General features: G+C 43.6%; 28 protein-coding genes. 16 read left to right on the top strand and 12 right to left on the bottom strand.

Annotated elements, in window-relative coordinates:
• Positions 1-14: 14 nt before the first annotated feature.
• From BO26_RS10740 to sctN, 12 genes are all read right to left on the bottom strand, one after another.
• The gene (locus BO26_RS10740) at positions 15-851 is read right to left on the bottom strand and encodes a T3SS regulon anti-activator ExsD domain-containing protein (protein ID WP_036771276.1); all 837 of its coding nucleotides are present in this window, start codon (positions 849-851) and stop codon (positions 15-17) included.
• Positions 852-965: 114 nt separating this feature from the next.
• Complete coding sequence (locus BO26_RS10735) at positions 966-1,784, bottom strand: helix-turn-helix transcriptional regulator (RefSeq protein WP_036771275.1); 819 nt, start codon at positions 1,782-1,784, stop codon at positions 966-968.
• Between the two features lie 660 nt (positions 1,785-2,444).
• Positions 2,445-2,843 (bottom strand): type III secretion system chaperone family protein, encoded by a 399-nt coding sequence (locus BO26_RS10730; protein WP_036771274.1) that lies wholly within the window; start codon positions 2,841-2,843, stop codon positions 2,445-2,447.
• Positions 2,844-2,852: 9 nt separating this feature from the next.
• Positions 2,853-4,883 (bottom strand): patatin-like phospholipase family protein, encoded by a 2,031-nt coding sequence (locus tag BO26_RS10725; protein WP_036771273.1) that lies wholly within the window; start codon positions 4,881-4,883, stop codon positions 2,853-2,855.
• Positions 4,884-5,097: 214 nt separating this feature from the next.
• The gene (sctU, locus tag BO26_RS10720; RefSeq protein WP_036771272.1) at positions 5,098-6,153 is read right to left on the bottom strand and encodes a type III secretion system export apparatus subunit SctU; all 1,056 of its coding nucleotides are present in this window, start codon (positions 6,151-6,153) and stop codon (positions 5,098-5,100) included.
• Positions 6,150-6,938 carry a type III secretion system export apparatus subunit SctT gene (gene sctT / locus BO26_RS10715; RefSeq protein WP_036771271.1) on the bottom strand — a complete coding sequence of 263 codons (789 nt, stop codon included), beginning with the start codon at positions 6,936-6,938 and terminating at the stop codon, positions 6,150-6,152. The genes sctU and sctT overlap by 4 nt, the downstream gene beginning before the upstream one ends.
• Positions 6,935-7,201 (bottom strand): type III secretion system export apparatus subunit SctS, encoded by a 267-nt coding sequence (sctS, locus tag BO26_RS10710; protein WP_012777222.1) that lies wholly within the window; start codon positions 7,199-7,201, stop codon positions 6,935-6,937. Before sctS ends, sctT begins: the two co-directional genes overlap by 4 nt.
• A gap of 2 nt (positions 7,202-7,203) precedes the next feature.
• Positions 7,204-7,857 carry a type III secretion system export apparatus subunit SctR gene (sctR, locus tag BO26_RS10705; protein WP_036771270.1) on the bottom strand — a complete coding sequence of 218 codons (654 nt, stop codon included), beginning with the start codon at positions 7,855-7,857 and terminating at the stop codon, positions 7,204-7,206.
• The gene (gene sctQ, locus BO26_RS10700; protein WP_036771269.1) at positions 7,854-8,783 is read right to left on the bottom strand and encodes a type III secretion system cytoplasmic ring protein SctQ; all 930 of its coding nucleotides are present in this window, start codon (positions 8,781-8,783) and stop codon (positions 7,854-7,856) included. Before sctQ ends, sctR begins: the two co-directional genes overlap by 4 nt.
• A complete protein-coding gene (locus tag BO26_RS22740) occupies positions 8,780-9,943 on the bottom strand; it encodes a type III secretion system needle length determinant (protein WP_051690946.1) in 1,164 nt (387 codons plus the stop codon). Before BO26_RS22740 ends, sctQ begins: the two co-directional genes overlap by 4 nt.
• Positions 9,940-10,401: a type III secretion protein gene (locus BO26_RS10690; protein ID WP_036771268.1), complete on the bottom strand. Its 462-nt coding sequence runs from the start codon at positions 10,399-10,401 to the stop codon at positions 9,940-9,942. The genes BO26_RS22740 and BO26_RS10690 overlap by 4 nt, the downstream gene beginning before the upstream one ends.
• Positions 10,398-11,723, bottom strand: a complete 1,326-nt coding sequence (sctN, locus tag BO26_RS10685; protein ID WP_036771267.1) for a type III secretion system ATPase SctN — start codon at positions 11,721-11,723, stop codon at positions 10,398-10,400. Before sctN ends, BO26_RS10690 begins: the two co-directional genes overlap by 4 nt.
• A 235-nt stretch (positions 11,724-11,958) precedes the next feature.
• Between sctN and sctW the strand changes: the two genes are divergently transcribed.
• From sctW to BO26_RS10610, 16 genes are all read left to right on the top strand, one after another.
• On the top strand, positions 11,959-13,098 hold the full coding sequence (gene sctW, locus BO26_RS10680) for a type III secretion system gatekeeper subunit SctW (protein ID WP_036771266.1): 1,140 nt from the start codon (positions 11,959-11,961) through the stop codon (positions 13,096-13,098).
• On the top strand, positions 13,095-13,466 hold the full coding sequence (sycN, locus tag BO26_RS10675; RefSeq protein WP_036771265.1) for a type III secretion chaperone SycN: 372 nt from the start codon (positions 13,095-13,097) through the stop codon (positions 13,464-13,466). The genes sctW and sycN overlap by 4 nt, the downstream gene beginning before the upstream one ends.
• A complete protein-coding gene (gene sctX, locus BO26_RS10670) occupies positions 13,463-13,828 on the top strand; it encodes a YscX family type III secretion system protein SctX (protein ID WP_036771264.1) in 366 nt (121 codons plus the stop codon). The genes sycN and sctX overlap by 4 nt, the downstream gene beginning before the upstream one ends.
• A 2-nt stretch (positions 13,829-13,830) precedes the next feature.
• Complete coding sequence (gene sctY / locus BO26_RS10665) at positions 13,831-14,160, top strand: type III secretion system chaperone SctY (RefSeq protein WP_036771263.1); 330 nt, start codon at positions 13,831-13,833, stop codon at positions 14,158-14,160.
• A complete protein-coding gene (gene sctV / locus BO26_RS10660) occupies positions 14,157-16,280 on the top strand; it encodes a type III secretion system export apparatus subunit SctV (protein WP_036771262.1) in 2,124 nt (707 codons plus the stop codon). Before sctY ends, sctV begins: the two co-directional genes overlap by 4 nt.
• Complete coding sequence (locus BO26_RS24030; protein WP_236637428.1) at positions 16,277-16,426, top strand: hypothetical protein; 150 nt, start codon at positions 16,277-16,279, stop codon at positions 16,424-16,426. The genes sctV and BO26_RS24030 overlap by 4 nt, the downstream gene beginning before the upstream one ends.
• A 118-nt stretch (positions 16,427-16,544) precedes the next feature.
• Positions 16,545-16,631: a hypothetical protein gene (locus BO26_RS24630; RefSeq protein ID WP_420864699.1), complete on the top strand. Its 87-nt coding sequence runs from the start codon at positions 16,545-16,547 to the stop codon at positions 16,629-16,631.
• A 40-nt stretch (positions 16,632-16,671) separates the two neighbouring features.
• Positions 16,672-16,950 carry an LcrG family type III secretion system chaperone gene (locus BO26_RS10650; RefSeq protein ID WP_036771261.1) on the top strand — a complete coding sequence of 93 codons (279 nt, stop codon included), beginning with the start codon at positions 16,672-16,674 and terminating at the stop codon, positions 16,948-16,950.
• 11 nt (positions 16,951-16,961) lie between these two features.
• On the top strand, positions 16,962-17,924 hold the full coding sequence (locus BO26_RS10645) for a virulence-associated V antigen (protein WP_036771260.1): 963 nt from the start codon (positions 16,962-16,964) through the stop codon (positions 17,922-17,924).
• A 9-nt stretch (positions 17,925-17,933) separates the two neighbouring features.
• On the top strand, positions 17,934-18,443 hold the full coding sequence (locus BO26_RS10640; protein ID WP_036771259.1) for a SycD/LcrH family type III secretion system chaperone: 510 nt from the start codon (positions 17,934-17,936) through the stop codon (positions 18,441-18,443).
• Complete coding sequence (gene sctE / locus BO26_RS10635; protein WP_036771258.1) at positions 18,424-19,602, top strand: type III secretion system translocon subunit SseC family protein; 1,179 nt, start codon at positions 18,424-18,426, stop codon at positions 19,600-19,602. Before BO26_RS10640 ends, sctE begins: the two co-directional genes overlap by 20 nt.
• 12 nt (positions 19,603-19,614) lie before the next feature.
• On the top strand, positions 19,615-20,520 hold the full coding sequence (locus BO26_RS10630) for a YopD family type III secretion system translocon subunit (RefSeq protein ID WP_036771257.1): 906 nt from the start codon (positions 19,615-19,617) through the stop codon (positions 20,518-20,520).
• A 374-nt stretch (positions 20,521-20,894) separates the two neighbouring features.
• A complete protein-coding gene (locus BO26_RS10625) occupies positions 20,895-21,338 on the top strand; it encodes a type III secretion system chaperone (protein WP_036771256.1) in 444 nt (147 codons plus the stop codon).
• A 35-nt stretch (positions 21,339-21,373) separates the two neighbouring features.
• Positions 21,374-21,568, top strand: coding sequence for a T3SS regulon translocated regulator ExsE family protein (locus BO26_RS10620; protein WP_477707022.1), 195 nt, complete (start codon positions 21,374-21,376; stop codon positions 21,566-21,568).
• Positions 21,565-21,957, top strand: coding sequence for a YscW family type III secretion system pilotin (locus tag BO26_RS10615; RefSeq protein ID WP_036771254.1), 393 nt, complete (start codon positions 21,565-21,567; stop codon positions 21,955-21,957). The genes BO26_RS10620 and BO26_RS10615 overlap by 4 nt, the downstream gene beginning before the upstream one ends.
• A 730-nt stretch (positions 21,958-22,687) precedes the next feature.
• A complete protein-coding gene (locus BO26_RS10610) occupies positions 22,688-23,485 on the top strand; it encodes an alpha/beta fold hydrolase (protein ID WP_036771253.1) in 798 nt (265 codons plus the stop codon).
• Positions 23,486-23,701: the final 216 nt, after the last annotated feature.

Below are 23,701 nucleotides of genomic sequence, written 5' to 3'. Positions count from 1 at the left end.
CTTCCTCTAAATGATTAGGCCATCGTCGATTGCCAGTGAAAACTATCCTGTGGTAGACATAAAGCCCGAGCACAGAGCCATTGTTGCAAATGGTTGGCCGCCCTGGAGTCATATTCTATGGCGGTTAACCAAGCCCAGCATGATGACAATGCTTCTGGAACGGGCATAAAAGCCATCAGGTTGCCTTCGGACTGGAGTGCATCTAGCCCAATAAACCAATTTGGCCACGCTTCGCGGGCATGAGTTTCAGTTGTAACCAGCTGTTTTTCTAACTGATGTTTGCGTTGGTTGAGCGCTGCTTGTAAGGATATAACCTCTTGCTGATGTTGTTCCCGGCATTGAGGCGGTACGTTTTCAGCTTGCTGCCAAAAGTGTGCTTTAGCATGTAATTGTCGTTCTTGAATCTGCAATTGTTCAAGTTCGGTGAACCAGAGTTCAATTTCTGGTTCTAACAGTCGTAACCACCAGTTAAACAGTGGCTGTAGTACCCAGTGTTGTAAGAGACACTTGTCTGCTAGATTAATGTGGTCACCCAGTACTAGATTCCAGTCACACTCTGGTTTTGCTGCTGTTCTGATTAGCTGTTGTAGTTCATCACGTCTTAAAGTTTGCCCACAATTTAATCGTCTGCGAAACCAGACCGATTTCATCAAGCTTTCCAAACGGCGTCTTGGTAAGAGACGTTGTAACAAAACAGACTGCTGGCTATTGATAATGCCTGTATTCTGATATTGGACTGACTGTGATTTTCCGAGCAACTGATCCCGGCGTGGAATCCCAGACTGCATGACAGAGATTTTGCGGCCAAGAAACATGCTGGTTCGAGTCTGATTATGGTCTTGCTGGCTCATGCTATGCTCATCTTGCTGCTAGTCACTCTTATCGATTAAATTAGAAATGGCTTTATTTTATCTGTCAGGCCACTTGTTAACTTGTAAAAAACGTCAGATTATTTTAGCCAATCGTTACTCTTTGCCATACCTGGCCCGACTGGGTGTGCAATCGAAACGTCGCCGGTAGCTTTGAGTAAAGTAGGATTGGCTGGAGAATCCAGCTTCCATAGAAATATCAACAATACTCATCTCGCTATTGAGTAGTAATTGGTGCGCATAGAGAATACGGCGTTCACTGATCCAGGCCCGTGGTGATATTCCGTATACCGAACGGAACAATTCCTTGAAAGTGGTTAGCCCCATGCCGAATTCCTTAGCGAATTCGCTGAGCTTCCACTCTTTGAGGTAGTGAGTTTCCATAAAGATCTGCAAACGTTCTACCTGACGATTGCTCAATTGTCGTAATACTGACATGAGCAATGCACCTTGCTCCCCGAATGCCATCAGCAATAGCAATTCTTCCATTCTTAGCTGACCCAAGGCGGCAGGGTAATCATGAGCTAATAAATCGACCAGTCCGTTAATACTTTGAGACAATAGAGGTGATGAGGTAAATGCAATCAATTCGGGTGCGGGTACATTGTGTCGCTCGACTTCACTAAGTAGAGTACCAAAACGTTGCAGAAAACCGTGAAGAAAAGGTGTACTTAGGGGCAACCAAAGTAGCTTACAAGTATCACTGCGAGTTTTTGCCACATAACTGCCACGACGAACAAAAAGCAGCTCGTTATGGGAGATATCGTAGCTATTGGTGTTGTCCTGCCATGTCATTTCACCTTCGAGCAGGATATATATTCCTTCCTGATGATGCTCTATAACGTTGAAGGCAGGCATGCTACTCTGGAATAGAGTGATGTCCATTCCTTTCCCTGATGTTGTGATGCCATTCATTTTATTGTCCTGGATCTATTGATGTTGTCTTAAAAAAATATAAATAACGTTATTCTTATTGATATTAAATATATGTTTTGTTTGGTTTTACTACCTGCAATAGACAGGAAGAATAATTTTACGTACTTAACTGGATGGTGAGTTGCAACGCTTTTTGATTAAAATGTTTTTCTTCTGGCAGGTACATTATCCCTGTCTGAATAATAGTATTATTTTCACGTTTTATAAACGACAGATGAGAAGTGATAAATTTTTTTCATAAAAACAAGTACCTGTCGGTTTTGTATTCTTAAAGCCTATCCCAGTATGTATAATTGTCGCAGGCTATTCTTGTGAATGACATGCCTATGAATAATAAGCACTATTCATATTCATGCTGTTATTACAAAATAGGCAGTGAGTCATGAACCAATCTTATTATCCAGACTTAAATTTTCTCCTTTATTATTCAAGTAATGTATGGGTGGTTCAGAATACGTCAATTATTGTAATGAACCACTGAATATTAATTGATTAAAAGTATATACCTGTTATTTTTCAAGTTGCTTTGTTGACTGCGTTCACTCACCCCGGTCACCTAGTTATCTATGCTCCTGGGGATGCGTTCTCTTGCCGCCGCGATACATCTTGAAATCCATAGGATATATTGCATTTACTACGTTAAACAAACATCATCTCTGAAGGTTTAGTGATATCGTCGTCAGGTGGATTTAGCATAGGACTTAGAGCTTGATGGCCGTCAAGTAATTTATAATAAGCAGAGTCACATTCGTCTTCTGTTGCTTCTGTGGAAAGCGGTAACCATAGCAGTAAATCCCCAGCAACATCAGCAGTTAGCCGTACAGGGTATAAAGCTGAAAAGGGATTATTCACTTGCAATAATTGCAGCATGACGCCTTGCAGAACTTTACCTGGATAATCACCCAATTTTACTGCCAGTAAATAATTCTCATCAAATCTTTCTAGCAAGACATCGGGACTTTGCTTGTTTTTGATGCGCAGTGTTTCTCCTGCTAAAGGCAACTCTAGCTGATATTTTTTTAACCATTCTTGTAACATATTCTATTCCTATACTGTTTTGATCATCCAAGCCTTAGCCAGTTCTACTGTTGTTGAAGAGAACGGTTTTTTCCAAGGTTTCATTCTTGCGCCATAATTATCCGCCAGCTCTGTCAGTGCCTGATTGACTTGCTCGGCAGTCGTTGCTCTGGCAAGGCTGTGTTCGACTTTACGTAGTAGTGCGATGTTAGAGGCAGGTTGTCCCATCCGGAATAATGATGGATAAACGACTTCACGTGTAATATTCAACGCAATATTGGCGATATCTCTGCGCCTTGCTTCTGTCTGGGCTTGTCCTAATACAGATGAGTCAATTTTTTTCCCGGCACTGGCACTGAGTAATCGCTGGAATATTGGGTTATCACTCTGATTCAATTCTCCTGCAATCCATGCTTTACGTTCAGGAGTTGTCGCTAAGGCATCCAACTTCTGTAATGCAGATTGCATGAATGGGGTTATGGTTAACTTGTGATCGTTCTCTTCACTGATAATCGCAGCAGCTAATTCAGACAATGCTTCCCGGGCTTCCGTACGGAATTGAGCAATGTTTGAGGTTGTCTCTCTGGATTGTGTCGCAACAGCAGAGAACATTTCATCATCCAGAGATAGCAATGCTTGTTCCAGGTTATCAAAACGGTGATGTTCTATTTGTTGTTGCCGATTCTGCAAGTGTTCTGTGACGGCGGAATCCAACTTTTCTTGTAGCTGGTTTTTGATTTCCCCGCTCATGGTGAAATTCAACGTACCGCTGAGCGTATCGCTGAAATCACCCATCTCTGTTTTTAGAGGAACTGTGATTGTTTGTTCTTTGTATGCTTTCAGCTCGTTGGCCTGTAGTGCGCTTCTGGCGGTGACTGGGGCACCTACGATCCAGTCCACTATTGTCGAACCAAGACTACCTTTGTCTGGTACCGCTACCTTCTCTCCTTCAAATTCCAGGATCAAGTTGTCATTTTGCCGAATAGGGGAGTGTTGATGATGTGGATTAATCATCTCAGGAACAGGTACGTTTAGCATCACTCCTCCGTCCTGGAATTGGGTAATTTCTTGTTCTGACTGGAAAGGTTGACTGTGTTCTTCAGGTTTGGAAAATACGATAGGGAAAGAGCCTGAAATGTGGGCAGCCCGCGCAATTTCCATGTAAGGAGTGAGTGTTGAGCTGAAAACGACCATTTGTGGTTTGCCATCAAACATTGCAGTTCCGGTAATGTTTAATGCTTTTATCTCGGGAATGTGTTTACTCAGAATATCTAAATCCTTAAATGTCACTCCACCTCCGTTGTTGAGTCGATCGCGGATGGACATAATGTCAGCTTTATTGGAAAGCTCTGGATGGGCAGCTATCTGTTTTAACATCGATTTAGCGGATTCCTGGCGGATAACTTTTTCCAGTGGTACAGCCTTGGACTGTATACGCGGAAGTAACTTATAAAGCAGGTCAACCAGTTTCCCTACTGCGCCAAAAGGACCCGCAAACTTTTTACCAGAGCGGGTGATGGGAGGCGGGTTTAATTGTGCTTTGCTGTTGGGTTTATCTAGCAAGGAAATGAGGTCCATGTCATCAGAGAGTTTTTTAAAGCCCGCAGCATCCATACCCGAAGCCAATAACGCGGCAGTGATTCCGCCCGCAGAAGAGCCTGACATAGTGCGGATGCCTTTTAACATTCCTTGTTCTTCTAATGCCTTGATAGCGCCGGGGTAGGCGGCGCCTTTAGCTCCTCCGCCACTGAGTACCAGGCTGGTTAAGGGGGGACGATTCAGTTCCAGGCTGACACTACCATTTTCAAATTGTTTTAATGTAATGTTTCGTTTTCCGGCACCTTCTGCCATAACGGTGGCATTGCCTGGTGTCTTTGGGGACTGGATTTGGTTACGAATGACCGGTTCTGTCGGTAGACGTAAAGCCGTCACTGCACTTTTCAAATTACTAGTGAGACTTTGAACTATGGTCTCTTTGGTGACGTTTGTTGGGGACGAATGACTTTTTGTTGCTTCATAATCAGGAGAAGAAATTTTTAAAGGATTAATGTGAATTTGCATTTTAAATATTCTCCGAAAGAATTTTAGGGAGATACTAATGCAAGGACACGCAAATCGTTTTACGTAATTAGTCGGGTTTTTATCAAGTTGTTTTGTTACTTAAAAGAAAGGTAGTCTAACAAGCAATAAGTTGAACAAACCTTAAATAAAGAGTTACCGGTGATGATTGAAACATAGTGAATGTTTGCCTGTGATGTTATCAATATGAAGAAGGTTATAATTCAGGAGAACGATCTTGCCATTGATCTAACCAGCGTAAAACCTCCGCGGTGGCTTGAATTAGATCAGCAGGAATATAGTGGTCGATGAGACCATCTTGATAAAGTGCTCTGGCGAGAGGAATTCGCTGTAACACCGGGATGCCTTCTTCTTCAGCAATGCGTCGAACCTGGAGGGCCTGCGCGTCGGTGAACTTAAGCGTGATAAGAGGCAGTGGGGTTTCGCCTTTCTTATAGCGGATACCAACGGCAATGTGGGTTGGATTGGCAACGATCACTGATGAATTCTTGACGCTGGCGCGCATATTGCTTGATTGTAATTCTTGATGGAATTGGCGTCGTTTACTTTTGATTTCTGGGCTGCCTTCACTTTCTTTATATTCCCGTTTTATTTCGTCTTTGCTCATCCTAAGCTGCTTGATATGTTGGTAGTGTTCAAAGGCATAATCGGCGATGGAAATGATAATAAATCCGATACCGCATACAGTCATTAGCTGGGTTAGCATGATACCAAGGACAGGAATAATACATCTTGAACCGCATTCTGGTAGGTTTAGTAGCCCCTGTAGATTGCCTTCCAGAGTAACCCAGATTAGGGTGCAGAGTAGACCTACCTTGAGTATTGATTTAATGAACTCCACTAAACTCTTAATAGAAAAAATTCTCTTAGCACCTTCAACCGGGTTGATTTTTTTAATATCAGGCTTGATGGAATGCCCACTCAGCAGGAAACCGTATTGAGCGAAGTGTGATGCCAGCGATAGTGAAACGGAAACGCTCAGAATTGGCAGGCAGAGGTAGACCAGTTCCTGCATCAGGTTTTCAATGACGTGATTGAGGGCTTGATGGAACGGTTTCTCCAGTAGATTCGCTGGGATCAACATCAATTTACTCAGATGTTCCAAATAGTAATCAGACATCACCATTATCGTACCAACCAGCCCCAGGATTAAGGAGGTAGAGACTATTTCAGTACTCTTAGTTACCTGACCCTTCTTGCGGGCATCTCTGAGTTTCTTAGGGGTAGGTTTTTCAGTCTTCTCTCCACTCATGGGGCCTCCAGGATAGGGGTTAACATGTGCAGAGGGGAGAATATTAACAATACCTTATCATAGGCATAGTGCATCAGTAACTGGATATAGATAACCAGTAATAGGCTGGCGATTGCGCTTTTGATCGGCATTGCTAACACGAAGACGTTAAGAGAGGGAGCAAAGCGGCTAATCAATGCTAATCCAAATTCTGCCAGAAACATGGCTATCAACAAGGGAGCAGCCATTAGGGCACATAGTTGCAATAAGTGGCTGAACTGACCATAGAAAAAACTGATCCATTGATGGGTAATTGTGGGGAAAAACTGAGTTACCGGCCAACTGTTATAACTCTGAAATAAGGCACCAAGTAAACTAAGAAAAGCGCCACCGGAGAAAAAAAGTGTTATCAGGGTTTGAGTTAATAACAACCCGGTAGGCGAGGTTTGGCTTCCCAGAGAAGGATTAAGTACTGAAGCCATTGTTGCTCCCCGCTGGTTATCCACGATAAAACCCGTTGCTTCCATGGCCCAAAATGGGATAGAAGCGATAAAGCCAATTAATAGACCAAGCAGAACTTCCTTACCTAGCAATAGCATCAATTCCAGACTGCCAAATGTGGGCAGCGGATTACTTGCTACTGTTGGGTAAGCATAAAGGGCTAACGAACAAGCCACACCGTTGCGAATCATTCCTCCTCCCAACATCTGTTTGCTGAGGACAGGAAATATCACAAAACAGCTCATAATGCGGGGTAACAGCAGGGTATAAGCAAGTATGTGTTGCTGTAGCTCTTGTAGCGTCATTTGATCAGAGGCACCTTGGAAAAGGCCATGTTGGCGAAACTATAGAGTTCGTTGCCAAGCCAGGTAGCAGTGGCAAACAGGGTGATGATAACCGCAATTAATTTGATGACAAAACCCAGCGTTTGTTCTTGTATTTGGGTGAGTGCCTGGATCAGAGAAACTAATGTTCCCACCACGGCAGCCATCAATACAGGTGGCAGGGAAAGGATTAACACCAACCAGAGGGATTGGCTGGTGAAATGTAAGATGTCGGCGTTACTCATGTTTAACTTCCATAACTGATGACAAGGCCATGTGTCAGGCGTGTCCAGCCATCAAGCAAGACAAATAGTAGTAACTTGAAAGGGAGAGAAATGGTCATAGGGGAGACCATCATCATCCCCATTGCGAGCAGAATGTTAGAAATAATGAGATCTATCGCAATAAACGGCAAATAAAGAAGAAACCCAATTTCAAATGCCCGGGTTAATTCACTGACTGTAAAGGCGGGTAGTAAGATTAACAGGCTATCTGGTTCCAGCCGGTCCGCATACTTGCTTGGCCAAATTTGTCGGGTACTATCGATAAAAAAAGTTCGTTCACTGGGCTTGATATGTTGTTTGAGAAAGTTCCGGTAAGGTGCCATGCCTTCCTCCAGGAATTTTTCTACTGATTGGGCATTGCTGAATGAAACTTCATTTTGGCGTAGGTAATCCTGAGTAGCGAAACCTACCGGAGCCATCACGTAGATAGTAAGGATGATTGCTAACCCATACATGGCCATGTTGGGTGGGATTTGTTGTACTCCCAAGGCGTTACGCAGTAAGGAAAATACTACAGCTAGTTTAAGAAAAGAGGTGGCCATTACTGCGATAAAGGGAAGCAGAGAGAGGAGAGCAAGCCCGATAATGAGGTCCAGCTCGTTCGGTAGCTGGATCATGACTCTTTCTCCATAGTAAGGCACTCAACTCTTACTCCCAGACGTCCCTGAATATCCACCAGCCGCCCTAAGCCGAGACATTTTTGATTGACGAGAATACGTACTTCACCATCTGGCGGGACGCCAAGATCGAGTAATGAACCGGGTTGTAGACTAGTGAGTGTATGTAAATCCAGAGTCTGGCGACCTACTTCAAAACTGACATGAATCTCTAAGCTGTTTAAGTCCGGTACGAGTGAAGTGTTGTTGGGACTGTCAGAAGAGAGAGTGTGCATAGTGATTAACTCCAGTTTATGTTCATGATATTTAAAGTAGGCCCAGAGGTGTCCTTCCAGATACCCTAACAGAGGAGTATCTGGTTGCTGTTGGGGAGACAATAGCAGTACATCCCCGGATTCCAGGGTACGAAATTCGTTCAAGGTCAGCTTTATTGATCCCCATTGCAGAGAAAGAAGTAATGGAATGGTCAGGTACTCTCTCGGTTGACGTTTGGGCAGTATAGCAAGCAGGGGATAGGGTTCCGTTAACCAGAGTGGTAATGTGGCACCTTGCCGCTCAAAGCGCAGTAGTAAGCAGGCTGACGAAGAGGGGGCTGATGTGGTACGCAATGCTGACCATGATAGATCGGATAGCATCTTACTCTGGTGCTCTAGCAGTGATAGCAATAGATCCTGAGGAAGTGAAGATAAGTCTGCTTGTTGCAGATCAGGAGCGAGCCATAGAGCTAGCTCAGTTGCATGGCAATAAAAAGAGAATGTATGTCCTTTCCAATGGGCGAGTAATACTCTGTCTAGCGTTTGGGGAGGAGAGATGACATCCAGGGAGAGGTGGCCACTAGCCCAGCTAAATTGTTGTTGATAACGACTTAGGGTTTGACGCAAGGTCAATTCTTCTAATGAGACTTTAGGTAAGGTCAGGCTATTCATACATCATCTTTCCATTCTTCATATATGCTGCGACGTTGGCGTGAACCATGTTCGCTATCCGTTTGAGACGGAAGAGAAAGATCGATAGTTTGTGTTGGGTAAAGATGTTGTAGACGTTCAAGTAGTTCAGAGCGTGTCTGCTTCAGTAGTTGTTGGGTTATCGGATTTGCCAAAATCTCTATTTGAAGTTTGCCATTCTCATTGGTGAGTTGGATCTCAAGAGCACCCAGATTAGGTAGTGTCAGATGCAATGTTGTCGGGCGCTGCTGTTGAGTTAATGTGATGCTGATCTCCACACTCAATTTATCGATTAGCGTAGCCACAAGAGAAGCAGTAGCTGAGGTGGTTTGCATCGTAGCCAGTATGCGCTCTCCTGGCAGAAGTTGTGCTTGTGGTAAGAAAACCCCTTTTCCGTCTGATTCATTAGGATAAGACGGTGGAATATCAGACTCTTTTGGCCCTGACGTTAACGAAGGATGTATCTTTGCTTCGGCAAGAGCCTTTCTTTCCCCAATTCTGATTTCGTTGGAATGGCGAACAGGCATTAAAGTTAAGTCTTCCTGTTCGTGAAGGGGTGTTCTTTGCTGTGTATTTTGATGGTATGCCAGCTCATTATCTGTGTTTTTTCGTACAGGAATAGATGTTATATCAGGATTAGGGGCTGCAAAAGACATAGCGTTAATTGACGTTAAGTCCAGGTGAAGCTCTGGGATACTTGGTGTCGCCAGAAAATTTGTTTGTTTATGCGCCAGTGATTCTTTTATCTCAGTAATGGCTTCAATGGGCCTGTGAGCAAATGTTGGTAAGGTTTCTCTCTGATTCGGATTAGCCGGGTTCTCTTCTCTGCTGTATGAAAAGGAAGGAATGCCAGGGGATGTCTGTGGTAAGGCATGTATATTAGGGTTATCAGTTGCCAGATGTATGGGATCGAATGAAGAAAGTTCCTCATTTGAGTCATCCGTGGAATACAAATTCGTTGTTTTGTCGTTTGCCTTTGGGTCATTTAACGGCTGTTCCATCCGCGGTGTTGTTAGCTGGTGTGTATTAGCGGTGTGAGAGGCGATAGCCTGTTCGAAACGGCGTTGCAAGTCTGCGTCTGCTGCCACAGGGGATTCTGGGGGGGAGGAAACGCCTTTGCCGATAGCTGTCAGTGGGTTCATACTCTTACCTGGCGATGGAATTCTTCTTGCTCCAGCTCTTCTTGGTATTCACCTTGGATACGGAGCGCCTCTTGCTCTTGGCGACCTAATTCATTAAATTTTTCTTGCTGTCGGCGTGCGTGGTGTAATACGCGTTGGCACTCTTGTAATTGATGGAGTTCTAGCTCTACTTGTTCGAGTATTTCAGCGGCTTTTCTCTCCAGTTGTGCTTCATTTTTGCGCAACAGAGCAACTTGTTGCTGCCAACGTTCAAGCCCTTTGCGGTCAATGGGCTGGCCTTGGCACAGTTTAAAAAGGCGCTGCTCTTCTTCTATTCGCCACTGACAGTAATTTTGCACATTTTGTAAGGCTTGTTGATGGTGCAGATGAGCCGTTTGAAGCTTCATTTTTTGTAATGACAAATGTTGTTCAGCGCGTTTAACGCGCAGTGCTTTTATACGTTGCAAACGGCTAATCATTGTTTTGTTATCTGCTGTAAGAGCGCCAGAGTTTGTTGCAGATCACTTGGCTCATGAGTGCCTTGACGCAACCAACCACGTATCGCTTCAATATGCGCAATAGCGTTGTCGGCAACAGGATCTTGCCCTTTTTGGTACTCTCCAATCTGCAACAGAAGTTCAACCTCTTCATACTTGGCCAGCCAGTGACGTAATAGGTTGGCCTGAGCTTGGTGTTCGGGGGTGATAATTTGATTCATTACCCTGCTAGCGGAACGTAACACATCAATGGCCGGGTAGTGATTTGCAGCGGCTAACTTGCGTGACAGAATAATATGGCCATCCAGGATAGAACGAGTCTCATCTGCTACGGGTTCAGTCATGTCATCTCCTTCTACTAATACGGTGTAGAGTGCAGTGATCGAACCCTTGTCAGATTGACCAGCACGCTCCATTAACCGCGGTAAGGCCGCGAAGACGGATGGAGGATATCCTCGTCGGGTCGGTGGTTCACCAGCCGCCAGACCTATTTCTCGTTGAGCCCGGGCGAAACGGGTCACGGAGTCCATCAGCAGTAGTACACGCTTGCCATGATCGCGGAAATATTCAGCTATTGAAGTGGCTACGAATCCTGCTTTAGCTCTCTCCATCGCTGGACGATCTGAAGTAGCGACCACTAATACTGAACGTTGCAGCCCCTCATCGCCCAGATCAGATTCGATGAATTCTCGCACTTCCCGTCCACGCTCACCGATGAGTGCCAGCACGGTAACATCGACTTCGGCATTACGAATCAATGTAGATAACAGCGTACTTTTTCCGCCACCTGCGGCGGCAAAAATCCCCATACGTTGCCCTTCACCACAGGTTAACAAGCCATCAATGGCTCTTACGCCAAGTGAGAGAGGGTGTTCAATCCGTTTACGACTCATGGGGGCTGGAGCATCTCGATAAACCGGATACCAGGCTTGTGGTTCCGGTAATTGGCCCCCAGAAAATGGGTTACCCAACCCGTCAAGGATTTGTCCTAATAGATAGTCACCTACACCAACCTGATGCATAGCACCGGTTGGACTCACTTCTGTATTCGAAGAGATACCAAACATCTCACCAAGTGGTGTCAACAGAGCTTGATGTTGTTGGAAGCCTATAACCTCCGCCAAAAGCGACAATGTGTTGTCAGGATTGCGCAAGTGGCAAAGTTCACCTATCCGTACACCAGGAATGACAGCCTTAAGTAGAGTACCTGTAACCTGGGTAACCCTGCCGCGAATCTGGATCAATCGACATTCACTAATAGCGTGGTGCATTTGGCCGGGAATATGGTCTAGGGAAAGCTTCATGATCGTTATATATAACCTCTGCTTTAAACACTATAAAACAGGGAATAGCAGAGAGATTGTAGTTTGAGTCGGGAGTTTTTAGAAAATGGTTGGAGTTTACGTGACTATTCTACACTCCCATTAGACGCAGTTTCCGGCGGATTTTGCTAAAAATTCACGACTGATTTTGGCATAGGCACCGGGATGGTATCTTTATAATTTGTCCATTATTAACTCTGATATGACAGGATAGACTATGGATATCATCCAGAATCATCTTCATTCGGTGACTTTGTCGGAACCTGGTGCCGAAATTACAGCACAACAGGAGCAGGCTAAGGTCGGTCAGTTTCAGGGAGAGAAAGTGGTGTTGGTTGCTGCATCCCAGTCTTTAGCTGACGCGGCTGAAGAGATGACCTTTGCATTTTCGGAACGTAAGGATATGCCGCTCTCCAAACGTAAAGTGAGCGATGGATATGCCAGGGTGCGAGAAATTGAGGCGCTGGTGGGTGAGTACTTACAGAAAGTGCCGGATCTTGAGCGTCAACAAAAGATTAAGGCATTGATCTCTCACTTAAATAGTAGCCAGTTGACTAATATCTCGCAGCTACAGGCTTATCTGGAAAGTTTCTCTGGAGAAGTGAGTGAACAATTCTATGCGCTGAGTCAGGCCCGTGATGCGTTGGCAGGCAGGCCAGAAGCCCGTGCTATGTTGACATTGATTGAGCAGGAGTTGTCACGCTTAGCACAAGAGCAGGGAATCGCTATCGAGTTGGGGGCTCGCATTACGCCTGATGCCACGGTAGCAGCCAGAAATGGGATTGGCAATTTGCAGGCATTGCGTAACATCTATCGTGATGCTGTTATGGATTATCAAGGGTTGTCAGCAGCCTGGCGAGATATCCAATCCAATTTCAAGAATAGCCCCCTGAAGGAAGTAACAGGATTCATCATGAAAGCCTTGGTTGCTGATCTGGAAAGCCAACCGCGAAATATTGAGTCTGCTAAGTTGCAATGTGTGATGGATGATATGAAGAAGCTACGTTTGGTTAACACTGTGTCGGCTAAGGTTGAGTTGTTATATAAAAATGTGGTGAAGGGGGAAAGCAAGTCATACGGGTCTTCTGACCTTATGAGGGATGTTATTTCCCTGATTGAGAAACGCTGGGCTAATGTACGGGATGTCGAAATGCTCGGTAATGCTTTGGAATTGCAGGATAGTGAAACTCAAATTTATTTTTTCCGGGAGTTGAAACAATTGATTCGACTGATTCCGGTGGAAGTGTTTAGTGATGAGGAGCAGCGCCAAAATCTGCTTAATTCCTGTCAACTGGTACTTGATACAGCCATTGAGAGAGAAGAAGACGAATTGTGGTCGGGAGAAGGAACATCATGAATTGGATAGAGCCACAATTGCTCCAGTTTTGTCAGGATTTGGGTATGGAAATGTCTGATGTTCCCAGCTCTTTGATTCAAATCGATTTTGAGTACTCTGGCATGTTACAGATTGAACGCTATGGCGGGTTATTAACGCTTTGGCTAGCCCGTGAAATTTCCTGGCATCAAAGGGGAGACGTGATGATTAAGGCAATGTCGCTTACTTTTAGCGGGTTGGGTCCTGAATTGCCTCTGCGCTGTGGTTGGTTGGGGGATGATCGTTTATTGTTGTTTGTGACATTAGATGAACGATGTGTAACGTTGCCTTTGTTGCATCAGGCATTTAGCTCTTTGCTGAGAGTACAGCGTGAGGTGCTCGCTTCGTGAGTAGAATTGCTTCCGCTCATATAGGAATTGAGCAACTGACGGCGATCAGCCAGGAAGAGATAGGGATTGGTTTGCCCGAGCGCTATGCGTTATTGCCTGATGGTCAATCTGTTGAGACGCATTCTGCACGTCTTTATCCGGCTAACAAAGCTGATCAGACTTTATTGGCCTTTGCTTGCCCAAAAGAGGGGTTTCATTCCCTGTTACGCCCGCATGACTTCCGTCAGGCTGTCAGTAGCTTGCGTGAAACTTTACAACAAGGTGATGACATTCGAGTACGGAGTGCCGTTTCCTTATTGGAAAATATGAATCAAGATGAACAGTTGTTGCAGATGGCTCTGCATCTGTTACACAAGGTATGACCATGACTCTTAGTTCTAAACAGCAGAGTGCTTTGCTGCTGCTCGGCTGGCTTCAACTCCAGTATGGTCACCCTGACCGAGCTCGTGTTTTATTAGATGCATTACTGGTCTTGCATCCTGAACACCAAGAGGGGCGTCGTGCCCTGGTGGTTTCGCTACTTAAGCTAAAACAGGGGGAAGTAGCGAGAGAACATTGTACGTTTTTACAGAAACAGGGAGATCAAAGTGCTGATCTTTGGCTTTGTGTCAGCCGAGCCTGCCAACAAGAGGGAAATTTAGAAGAAGCACGTAGTGCTTATCAGCGTTATCTTTCCCTGGGAACTCCACGATGAATCGCGGGTTTGAGTTATTACGTCTGATCGGCGAGCGCAAAGATATTATGCTGGCAATACTGTTGCTGGCCGTTGTCTTTATGATGGTTTTGCCGCTTCCTCCAGTCCTGCTTGACATTTTGATCGCCATTAATATGACTATCTCTGTCGTACTAATGATGATGGCGGTCTATATAAACTCCCCCTTGCAGTTCTCGGCTTTCCCTGCTGTCTTGTTGGTAACAACCCTATTTCGCCTGGCGCTTTCAGTGAGTACCACCCGAATGATCCTTTTGCAGGCAGACGCCGGGAAGATTGTTTATACCTTTGGTAATTTCGTTGTTGGTGGAAATCTGATAGTAGGGATAGTGATCTTCCTGATTATTACTATTGTGCAGTTCATCGTTATAACCAAAGGCTCGGAACGCGTGGCTGAGGTCAGCGCCCGTTTTTCCCTTGATGCGATGCCCGGTAAGCAGATGAGTATTGACGGAGATATGCGTGCTGGAGTTATTGACGTCAATGAAGCCAGAGAGAGACGCAGCATTATCGAAAAAGAGAGCCAGATGTTTGGTTCGATGGATGGTGCAATGAAATTTGTCAAGGGGGATGCCATTGCTAGTCTCCTCATCATCTTTGTCAACATCTTGGGGGGAATAACAATAGGTGTGACTCAGAAGGGGATGGCAGCTGCTGATGCATTGCAACTCTATGCCATTTTGACCGTTGGTGATGGCATGGTTGCTCAGGTTCCAGCACTGTTGATTGCTATCACGGCTGGTATCATTGTTACTCGGGTTTCATCAGAAGATTCTTTGGATCTGGGTAATGAGATTGGCGATCAGGTTGTTGCTCAACCTAAAGCGCTGCTAGTTGGTGGTGTTTTATTGGTGTTGTTTGGCCTTATTCCAGGGTTCCCGACATTAACCTTTTTAATGCTTGCACTGGTGGTCACTGGTGGCGGTTATTTTTTGTTCCAACGTCAGCGGCAAGCTAACGCTAACCAGCAAACTGACCTTCCCAGCTTATTAGCCCAAGGGGCGGGTGCCCCAGCAGCTAAACCTAAATCTAAGCCTAAAATTGGTAGTAAGGCCAAAGGTGGGAAACTTGGGGAAAAAGAGGAATTCGCTATGACGGTTCCTTTACTTATTGATGTGGATGCTGGGTTACAAGCTGAACTGGAAGCGATTTCGCTAAATGATGAGTTAATACGGGTACGACGCGCCCTCTATTTGGACTTGGGAGTCCCATTTCCGGGTATCCACTTACGCTTTAATGAGGGTATGAAGGAAGGGGAATACTTGATCCAACTGCAAGAGGTGCCTGTTGCCCGTGGTCGATTGCGTTCGGCACATTTGCTGGTACAGGAACCAGTCAGTCAGTTGGAATTGTTGGCTATTCCCTACGAGGAAGGTGAACCACTGTTACCGAATCAACCTACTTTGTGGGTAGCAGAAACACATCAAGAACGTTTATCTAAGTCCAGATTGGCCGTTTTATCAATGTCTCAAGTAATCACTTGGCATTTATCACATGTGTTGCGGGAATATTCGGAAGACTTTATTGGTGTTCAGGAAACCCGTTATCTTCTGGAGCAGATGGAAGGTAGCTATGGTGAGTTGGTCAAGGAGGCCATGCGCATAATCCCATTGCAGCGGATGACAGAGATACTGCAACGGCTGGTAGGAGAGGATATCTCTATTCGTAATACTCGTGCGATTCTTGAAGCCATGGTGGTATGGGGGCAGAAGGAGAAGGATGTGGTGCAGTTGACGGAATATATTCGTAGTAGTCTTAAGCGTTATATCTGCTACAAGTATGCTAATGGCAACAACATCTTGCCCGCTTATCTGTTAGATCAACAAGTAGAAGAGCAGATTCGTAGCGGTATTCGTCAGACAAGTGCTGGTAGCTATTTGGCACTTGACCCCGCGGTGACGCAAAATTTCCTTGAACAGATGCGAAAAACGGTGGGTGATTTAACACAGATGCAGAATAAACCGGTGCTGATCGTATCAATGGATATTCGTCGTTATGTACGTAAGTTAATTGAAGGTGATCATCATAGCTTACCAGTGCTTTCGTATCAGGAATTGACTCAACAGATCAATATCCAGCCTCTTGGTCGGGTTTGTCTATGAATCATGATCCGCTGACGTCTTGGTTTGAGGAACGGGGTTATCCGGTGCAGCTTCATTGTATGGGAAATAGCTCTATTCCTCTTGGTTGGCGTGTGTGGTGTGAAGGTTGTGAAATTGCCTGGCGCTATGATGCACCGCGAGTTTGAATCCCCAGGAACATAGCTAACTATGTGACTGGGGTGAGTGAGTGCAGCCAACAAAGAGGCAACTTGAAAGATAACAGGTATAGCCCGATTTTATCGCCGCTGGACAGGTGCGAGTGAAGTGGCGCTTGGCTGGTTCGAGTTAGAAGCCAATTGCGTTATATCGTTACATCAAATGAGAAAACAACAAAAAAAAGTCCAACGCTGACAGGAAGAATCAATATCTCTCTTTATTATAGGAGTCACTGATGCAAGAGAAACCTAATGCCAAAGTACTGCAAGCTGCTGAGGAGGCCATTAAGGACAGTGATCACAGACTGCAATTGTTACAGGAGATGTGGCAATCTCTTGGTATTCAGCCAAGTGTGGGAGCAGAACTTTTTGGCAATTCTGACCTTTCTCTAGTTCAAAATGCTGAACAGGAACTGCTGACAGAAATTAATCGCTTGCGAAGCAGCTATGTTCATTCTCTGGAAGAGGGAAAACGTCCCCGTCGCCCACCTGGTATGCGTGGCATTATTGTATAAAGGATTGAAAGGTGGAAATTAGGTCATATCACAACAACCCACAACATTTCCTGGAGGATCTGAAATCAGTTCAGCCGGAGCAACTACAGGGCTCTAAATCTTCAGAGCTTGATGGATTGGTTCAACTTATTCTTGATAAGGGGATTAAGATTGAAGCGAAATACGATCCAAGTAGGGATGATGGGCCAAGTTTTGATCCCAAGGTTATCACTGATGATAAAGAACTTCTGAAAAAGCTGATTGCCTATTTCCTGCCAGCGGATGCTGTCGTCAAGGATGGTCACTTAGATAGCCAAATAAAAAATGGGATCGAGAATCTTAAGTCCTTCTTGAATAATCACTCAGCAACAACTTGGACATTAAGAGATTTTCTGTCTCTGGTTCATTTTAATTTAACGCCAGATCGTCTTGATGATGATGTCATCGAAGTGTTTACTTCGGTCATGTTGCGTCATGATAAAAAACGACACCAGTTGCGTGATGAGCTGGCTGAATTGACAGCGGAGCTAAAGATTTACAGTGTTATTCAATCAGAGATTAACGCTAAATTGTCAGCTAAGGATGGTAAGCAGAAGCTTTCTATTGACAGTACATCTTTCAACTTGCGGGACCATAAGAAATATGGTTTTAGCGATGAAACTGCTTTTGCGGAGAGTGCAGAATATAAGTTGTTAAACAAGATATCCTCTGGCCATGGACCCATCTCTATTAAGGCATTTTTAGAAAGTCCTGATAAGCAGAGTGGAGCTATGAAAGGTCTGGAGAATTTGTATGAATATGACAAAGATAATAATCGCTTGGCCAACTTCTCTACTTCTGTCAATGATCGCGTAAATCCACTAAATAACTCTGTTCAGGAAAGAACGACTCGTTTAAATGACGTAAGTTCCCGTTTTAATGCCGCTATTGAAGCGTTAAACCGCTTTATCCAGAAGTACGACAGCATTATGCGCAATATTCTCGGCGCAATTTAAGGAATGATTATGGAGCACCAAGAAACATCCACCACTTCTGACCAGTATGCGCAAGAATTGGAGGCTTTTTTTCATGATGGTGGCACCCTTGCCATGTTAAGAGATGTCTCCAGTGATACGCTGGAGCAGCTTTATGCTTTAGCGTTCAACCAGTACCAGTCAGGTAAATGGCAGGATGCGCATAAGATATTCCAAGCTTTATGTATGTTGGATCACTATGATCCCCGATTCTTTCTTGGGTTGGGAGCATGCCGTCAGGCAATGGGGCAATTGGAACAGGCGATCCAAAGTTATAGTTACGGGGCAATGCTTGATGTTAATGAGCCTCGTTTTCCATTCCATGCTGCCGAATGTCTCATGCAATTAGGAGAGCTTGATGAAGCTGAGAGTGGCTTCTACTCGGCTAAACAACTTGCGGCAGCTTTGCCGGAACAGGCGGCTTTGGTTGCCAGTTCTAGTGCAATGTTAGAAGCCATTACGATAAAAAGAGCTCAGAAAGATGAATCTAATAACAAATGATCCACTACGGGGCGGTTTTCCAGTTGGTGATATTTCTGCGATTACACCTTTTGAAAGGGATGATCACTTTACACCTAGCCAGGCGGGTAATATACAACCTAACAATATAGTCGCGACATCAGGAGTGGTATTACCGCAACCATTGTCAGTCAGTAATACTCGTCTTGATGTTCAACAACAGAGGGAAGTAGAGCATCTGCTCGAATCAATTAAGCAAAAGACCGAGCAGGCAACAGGGCTAGTAGCAGAATTGGCAGCAAAGCTGACAGAAACTTCGCGGTTAGCCTCTTTGGCGATCTCCTCATTTGAGGAAATAGAAATTGAACTGGGCAAACTGACCAGTGAGCTTGAGCGTAATCAGACGAATCTCAAGCTTCAGGATATCCATCGGGCGCGCCAGCAAAGCTTGCAAAAAATGGATGAAAATCAGCAGAAGATTAAAGAAGCAGAAAATTCTGCCAAAGAGGCGCAGAAATCCGGGCTGTTCTCCAAAATCTTTGGGTGGCTCAGTGCGATTGCTTCGATTGTAATTGGGGCAATCATGGTTGCTACCGGGGTTGGCGCAGTAGCAGGTGCTTTGTTGATCGCTGGAGGCGTAATGGGTGTGGTTTCTCAGGGATTACAACAAGCGGCTCAAGACGGCTTAATCAGCAAGGAAACCATGAAATGGCTGGGGCCAGTTATAACCGCGATTGAGGTTACAATGGCTGTGGCTGCGGCGGCAGTCAGTTTTGGTGGTTCAGCCGCAGGTTTGATAGCTAAAATGGGCGCTAAGATTGGCGGTAAAGTGGCTGAAGTGACGGCTAAGGTGGCAGCAAAGGCGGTGGAGTTTTCTGCAAAAATGGCCGGTACAGCAGCTAATACAGCGGCTAGAGGGATGAAAGTGGCTACGCAGGTGAGTGACACTGCAGTTGATCTTGCTAATGGCGCTGCTCAAACTGCCAATGCGGCTTTCCAGAGTAAAGCGGCTAACAGGCAGGCCGATGTACAGCTTTCACGTAGCGAATTGACCACATTTCAGGCACTTATGGACAAGCTTAAAGGGGATTTGTTTCAAATGGTGGAGTCTTTTCAACATGTCATGGAATTGATTTTCCAGATGCTTAATGCCAAGGGAGACATGATAAATAACCTTGCCAGCCGCCCACAGGAAATTTAGGGAGTAATAAAGATGGGGATTAATGATAGTGCCAGTGCCAGTGCCAGTGCCAGAGGTCAAAAGGTCACTGCCAATCACATTGTTGGCGTTGAAACTGACGAAATTTCTATTTCGACACAGACAGCACATGAAGCCGCTATTCAACCGTCGGAAAAAACGGGGCAAATGAATCGGGTTGTATTGATTGCACCGAAACGGGAGCTCGATCTCAATCGCTTAGGGAATGCCGAACGAGAATTAAGTAACACTCTGGATATGATGTCGCTGATTTTTGAGATCGCCAAGAGGATGCGTGAACTGGGTATTTTACAGCGTGACATTGAGAATAAAGCGTCCATTGATGCTCAGAAGTCACTCGTGGATGAGATGCGACATGGAGCCAAGCTGATGATTGCTACGGCAGTGGTTTCCGGCTTGATGACTGTTGGTTCAGGGTTTATAGGTATCTTCTCTAGTGTTAAAAATAGTCAGACGGTTAAGCAGCAGAGGACGCTGGAAAATAATATTGCTGGTCGGAACGAATTGATTGATCTTAAGCTGCAACAGCTAGGTAAGAATGGCGATGTGGATCGTGCTGTGGTTGGTGAAGTATGGGCTAACGCTCAACTTCTTGATGAAAAGGCTTTGAAATCTCTTACCGTGGTTTTTGAAGATCGTAACAGCAAGCAGCAGTTCTTAAGTGCAGTGATGAAATCTTTAGAGAGCATGTCCAATAATTCAGTGCAAGTGGAGCAGGGGCTTTCTCAGGCTAAAGTTAAGGAACATGAAGTAGATGCATCTATTGCTCAACATGAAAAACAAAAGAGTGAAGATCAGATTTCATTAGATAACAATTTCATGAGAGATGTTTTGCAATTGATACAGCAAATTTATCAGAGCCATGTCCAGGCATTGCGTGCGGCGACTGGTGTCGTGTAATGCGGACAGAGATATAGTAGATTCAGTGTCATATAACAAACCTGAGCGCACCGAAAGGTGCGTTCTTATCGATAAATACCGTTATTTGCGAATCGACTAACACTGCCAAAGGTACAAGAAAGCCAAAATACCAAATGAAGGTTTCAGCCCTTAACCGACAGAATGTGTTGAGTGAAAAGAACTTTCCTATGCTCTGGTGTTTGGTTTTTAATAATTACCGAGGTGACCTTTTTATTAAAAGAACTGCCTTTGAGTGACAGAGGTATAAAAGATGGTGGTAGTAAACTAAATCCCTTTTATGCGGGAGTAACCCGTTTGTTTGACTGCGTGGTAACTTCAAGTTTGCCTGATTTCCTTCTCTGCGGGAGTAACCCATGGATGTGATAGTTATCATCAACCAAGTTTTAGCTGAATTTGCTGCCAAATTCGGCTTGCCACACTTAGCTTTAAATCATGAAGGTGTGGCTGCTCTCTGTTTTGATGAGCATCTTCACCTCTCTTTGATCTTAATTCCTGAACGTGACCAACTAGTTTTACAGGTAGATGTCGCTGATATTACCGAGGTTGGAGAAGGGATTTTCCGTCAATTAGCCAGTTTTAATCGTCATTGGTATCAGTTTGATCTTCACTTTGGTTTTGATGAGTCAACGCTAATGGTACAGCTTTATCGGCAAATGTCAGCCAGTCGGTTGAATCTGGTTGCTTTTGAGGAAAGCCTTTCGAGTATGCTAGATCATGCTGAGTTTTGGCAGGAGTTATTGCAGGCTCAACCTTCGACTGGTGCTCAACAAAATGAATCTTTGGGAATGCGAGTATGAAAATTGAAAATTCATTACCCATTCATTTAACAAATGTGTCTCATGAAAATGATAATCTTTGTTGTGGTTATCGGGTTACGTCAGGGCATATACCGCAAAATGCTCATGAACCACTTTCTGTTGTACTGAGTAGAGGGCTTGTAATAGAGCTTGAACATGAGGCAGCATTACAACGTTTGTTAGATGGGCAGCATACACTATTGTCACAACGTCGGATTAGCTTGTTATGACCAGAAAGGGGCTGGTGGTGTTGTGTTTGCTGATTGTCGGGTGTGTAAGTAGCGTAAAAGATAATGGGACATCACGGTTGATTGAGGGAGATGTGACCATGCCGGTTCCTCTATCTGAAACTGCAAATGTTGAACTATCGCTGCTTACTGTCGTTGATGGGAGAGTGTTGACTGTGGGTAAGATGCGTTATCGCCTGGGTATGTTACCTCTTACTTTTTCAATGCGTTTGGGGTCATTACAGTTTTCTCATGAAAATTTGTTCTTGCAAACTCATTTACGTTGGGATGGGAAACGAGCAATACAGGCAAAGAGTCAACAACGAATCATTGCAGGAAAAAGAGTCATAGTGCAATTATCTCCCTTGCCGTGTTATCCAGAATGTTTATAAGACTAAATAGCAAGGTTCCTCAGCATAAAAAATAATTTTTATTTACAAGTTTCTAAATGCTATTTAATTTTTTTACGTTATGTTTTATTATTCATATTATTTTAATATATAATATGGTTAATTTTAATATTAAATATCTATGGAGTTGATTTATTAAATATAAATTTATGATTTTATTTTTATAGTTTTTTTGATATTTTAACTTTGTTGTTGGAATATGATTATTATAAATTTACTTTTCTATGTTTATTGGTTTGATTTAAATGATGATAAATTTAATAAAATTAGTTGTGTAATTTATGTAATTATTGGGATTTAGAATAAAATTAAATATGAAAATATTTAATAAATTCAATTGATCGCTATAAAGTAAGATGATTTTCTATTTATCATAAGGAAAATATACAAGTTTTTGCCTTGAAGAAATTATTATGAAATATTTATTGCCTGGTGTGTATAATTGCTATTAACTATGGTTTATTATATCTTGTAATTTAAGGCTAGTATTAATGATAATTGTGTTCTGAGTGATTTGTTTTTATATCGTTCTATTATCTGATTTCTGTTTTATTATTTAAGTAATTAAAATTTGTTGAAGATATTTCATCTAAAATTTACTTTTAGTGCTATTCAGTGGTGGGAATTAATTAGGATATAGACAATAAAATCTTAATATGACAATTTATTGTAGATCTTAGGTTATCGTTATTCTTTCGTTGAGGATAGGACTATGAGTCAATTTTATTACAATGATATAAGAATAGATTACAATGATAGGGGTATTGGTCCAATCACATTACTACTTCTGCCTGGATGGTGTGAACCTAAAACAGTTTTTATGCCATTTGAAGCGTTGGCTTCGGAAACTTTCAGAATTATTAGTTTGGATTGGCGTAATCACGGATTATCTTCACAATCTGCACTACCATTGACTCCAGAGGTACTATTAAATGATGTTGTTTCATTGATTCATTCATTAGAAATAGAGCAATTTATACCAGTTTCAGTTGCACATGCTAGCTGGATTGCTACCGATATAGCAGATATCATGCCAGAGAAAGTTTCCGCGCTCGTATTTCTTGACTGGATTATGACTCATCCTGAACCTGCATTCTTTCAATCAATTAACTATATACAAGATCCTGAAAATTGGGTTTCGGCAAGGGATTCTTTATTTAATTCTTGGTTGGGAGGTGGAAATAATACGGTTATTAAGGAGCACTTGGTTAAAGAAATGTCACAAGCGGGTTTTACTGTGTGGGAAGCGGCGGGAAAGGCGATAGCGGGATCATATAGTAGATACGGTTCTCCTCTGGATAGATTGAAACTTTTATCTGAATATCATCAATGTATTCATATTTATTCTTTGGATAGAAGAGACGATTATTTATTTGAACAGCAAAAATTTTCTCATGAAAACTCTTTTTTCCGGGTTAAACGATTGGAAAATGCCAGAACACATTTGGGGATACTAGAACAACCTGAAGAGGTTTATCGTACTTTAAAAAGGTTTATATTAGGGGAATAAACGTGAGAGATCCATTTTTAGGTTTGTGTTCACTCTGTCATTCAAATGAAATGATAAAAATGAGTTTATTATAGCAATATAATAGCGCATTATAGAGTTTAAATTCAGCGCAGATAATAGCTACTGGAAAGATAACAGGTATAATCCAGTAATACGATATCAGGACATTAAAAATACATTTCAAACGGATTTTCACAAAAAAATCAGTGATATTTA

This window comes from Photorhabdus australis DSM 17609, from assembly GCF_000711895.1.
In the GTDB taxonomy this organism is placed as follows: domain Bacteria; phylum Pseudomonadota; class Gammaproteobacteria; order Enterobacterales; family Enterobacteriaceae; genus Photorhabdus; species Photorhabdus australis.
This window is presented reverse-complemented; position numbering and strand designations above follow the sequence as displayed.

Bases quoted from the DNA above. Each gene is read 5' to 3' on its own strand.
- BO26_RS10740 (WP_036771276.1), bottom strand. From the start codon at position 851: ATGAGCCAGCAAGACCATAATCAGACTCGAACCAGCATGTTTCTTGGC.
- BO26_RS10735 (WP_036771275.1), bottom strand. From the start codon at position 1,784: ATGAATGGCATCACAACATCAGGGAAAGGAATGGACATCACTCTATTC.
- BO26_RS10730 (WP_036771274.1), bottom strand. From the start codon at position 2,843: ATGTTACAAGAATGGTTAAAAAAATATCAGCTAGAGTTGCCTTTAGCA.
- BO26_RS10725 (WP_036771273.1), bottom strand. From the start codon at position 4,883: ATGCAAATTCACATTAATCCTTTAAAAATTTCTTCTCCTGATTATGAA.
- sctU (WP_036771272.1), bottom strand. From the start codon at position 6,153: ATGAGTGGAGAGAAGACTGAAAAACCTACCCCTAAGAAACTCAGAGAT.
- sctT (WP_036771271.1), bottom strand. From the start codon at position 6,938: ATGACGCTACAAGAGCTACAGCAACACATACTTGCTTATACCCTGCTG.
- sctS (WP_012777222.1), bottom strand. From the start codon at position 7,201: ATGAGTAACGCCGACATCTTACATTTCACCAGCCAATCCCTCTGGTTG.
- sctR (WP_036771270.1), bottom strand. From the start codon at position 7,857: ATGATCCAGCTACCGAACGAGCTGGACCTCATTATCGGGCTTGCTCTC.
- sctQ (WP_036771269.1), bottom strand. From the start codon at position 8,783: ATGAATAGCCTGACCTTACCTAAAGTCTCATTAGAAGAATTGACCTTG.
- BO26_RS22740 (WP_051690946.1), bottom strand. From the start codon at position 9,943: ATGAACCCACTGACAGCTATCGGCAAAGGCGTTTCCTCCCCCCCAGAA.
- BO26_RS10690 (WP_036771268.1), bottom strand. From the start codon at position 10,401: ATGATTAGCCGTTTGCAACGTATAAAAGCACTGCGCGTTAAACGCGCT.
- sctN (WP_036771267.1), bottom strand. From the start codon at position 11,723: ATGAAGCTTTCCCTAGACCATATTCCCGGCCAAATGCACCACGCTATT.
- sctW (WP_036771266.1), top strand. From the start codon at position 11,959: ATGGATATCATCCAGAATCATCTTCATTCGGTGACTTTGTCGGAACCT.
- sycN (WP_036771265.1), top strand. From the start codon at position 13,095: ATGAATTGGATAGAGCCACAATTGCTCCAGTTTTGTCAGGATTTGGGT.
- sctY (WP_036771263.1), top strand. From the start codon at position 13,831: ATGACTCTTAGTTCTAAACAGCAGAGTGCTTTGCTGCTGCTCGGCTGG.
- sctV (WP_036771262.1), top strand. From the start codon at position 14,157: ATGAATCGCGGGTTTGAGTTATTACGTCTGATCGGCGAGCGCAAAGAT.
- BO26_RS24030 (WP_236637428.1), top strand. From the start codon at position 16,277: ATGAATCATGATCCGCTGACGTCTTGGTTTGAGGAACGGGGTTATCCG.
- BO26_RS10650 (WP_036771261.1), top strand. From the start codon at position 16,672: ATGCAAGAGAAACCTAATGCCAAAGTACTGCAAGCTGCTGAGGAGGCC.
- BO26_RS10640 (WP_036771259.1), top strand. From the start codon at position 17,934: ATGGAGCACCAAGAAACATCCACCACTTCTGACCAGTATGCGCAAGAA.
- sctE (WP_036771258.1), top strand. From the start codon at position 18,424: ATGAATCTAATAACAAATGATCCACTACGGGGCGGTTTTCCAGTTGGT.
- BO26_RS10630 (WP_036771257.1), top strand. From the start codon at position 19,615: ATGGGGATTAATGATAGTGCCAGTGCCAGTGCCAGTGCCAGAGGTCAA.
- BO26_RS10625 (WP_036771256.1), top strand. From the start codon at position 20,895: ATGGATGTGATAGTTATCATCAACCAAGTTTTAGCTGAATTTGCTGCC.
- BO26_RS10615 (WP_036771254.1), top strand. From the start codon at position 21,565: ATGACCAGAAAGGGGCTGGTGGTGTTGTGTTTGCTGATTGTCGGGTGT.
- BO26_RS10610 (WP_036771253.1), top strand. From the start codon at position 22,688: ATGAGTCAATTTTATTACAATGATATAAGAATAGATTACAATGATAGG.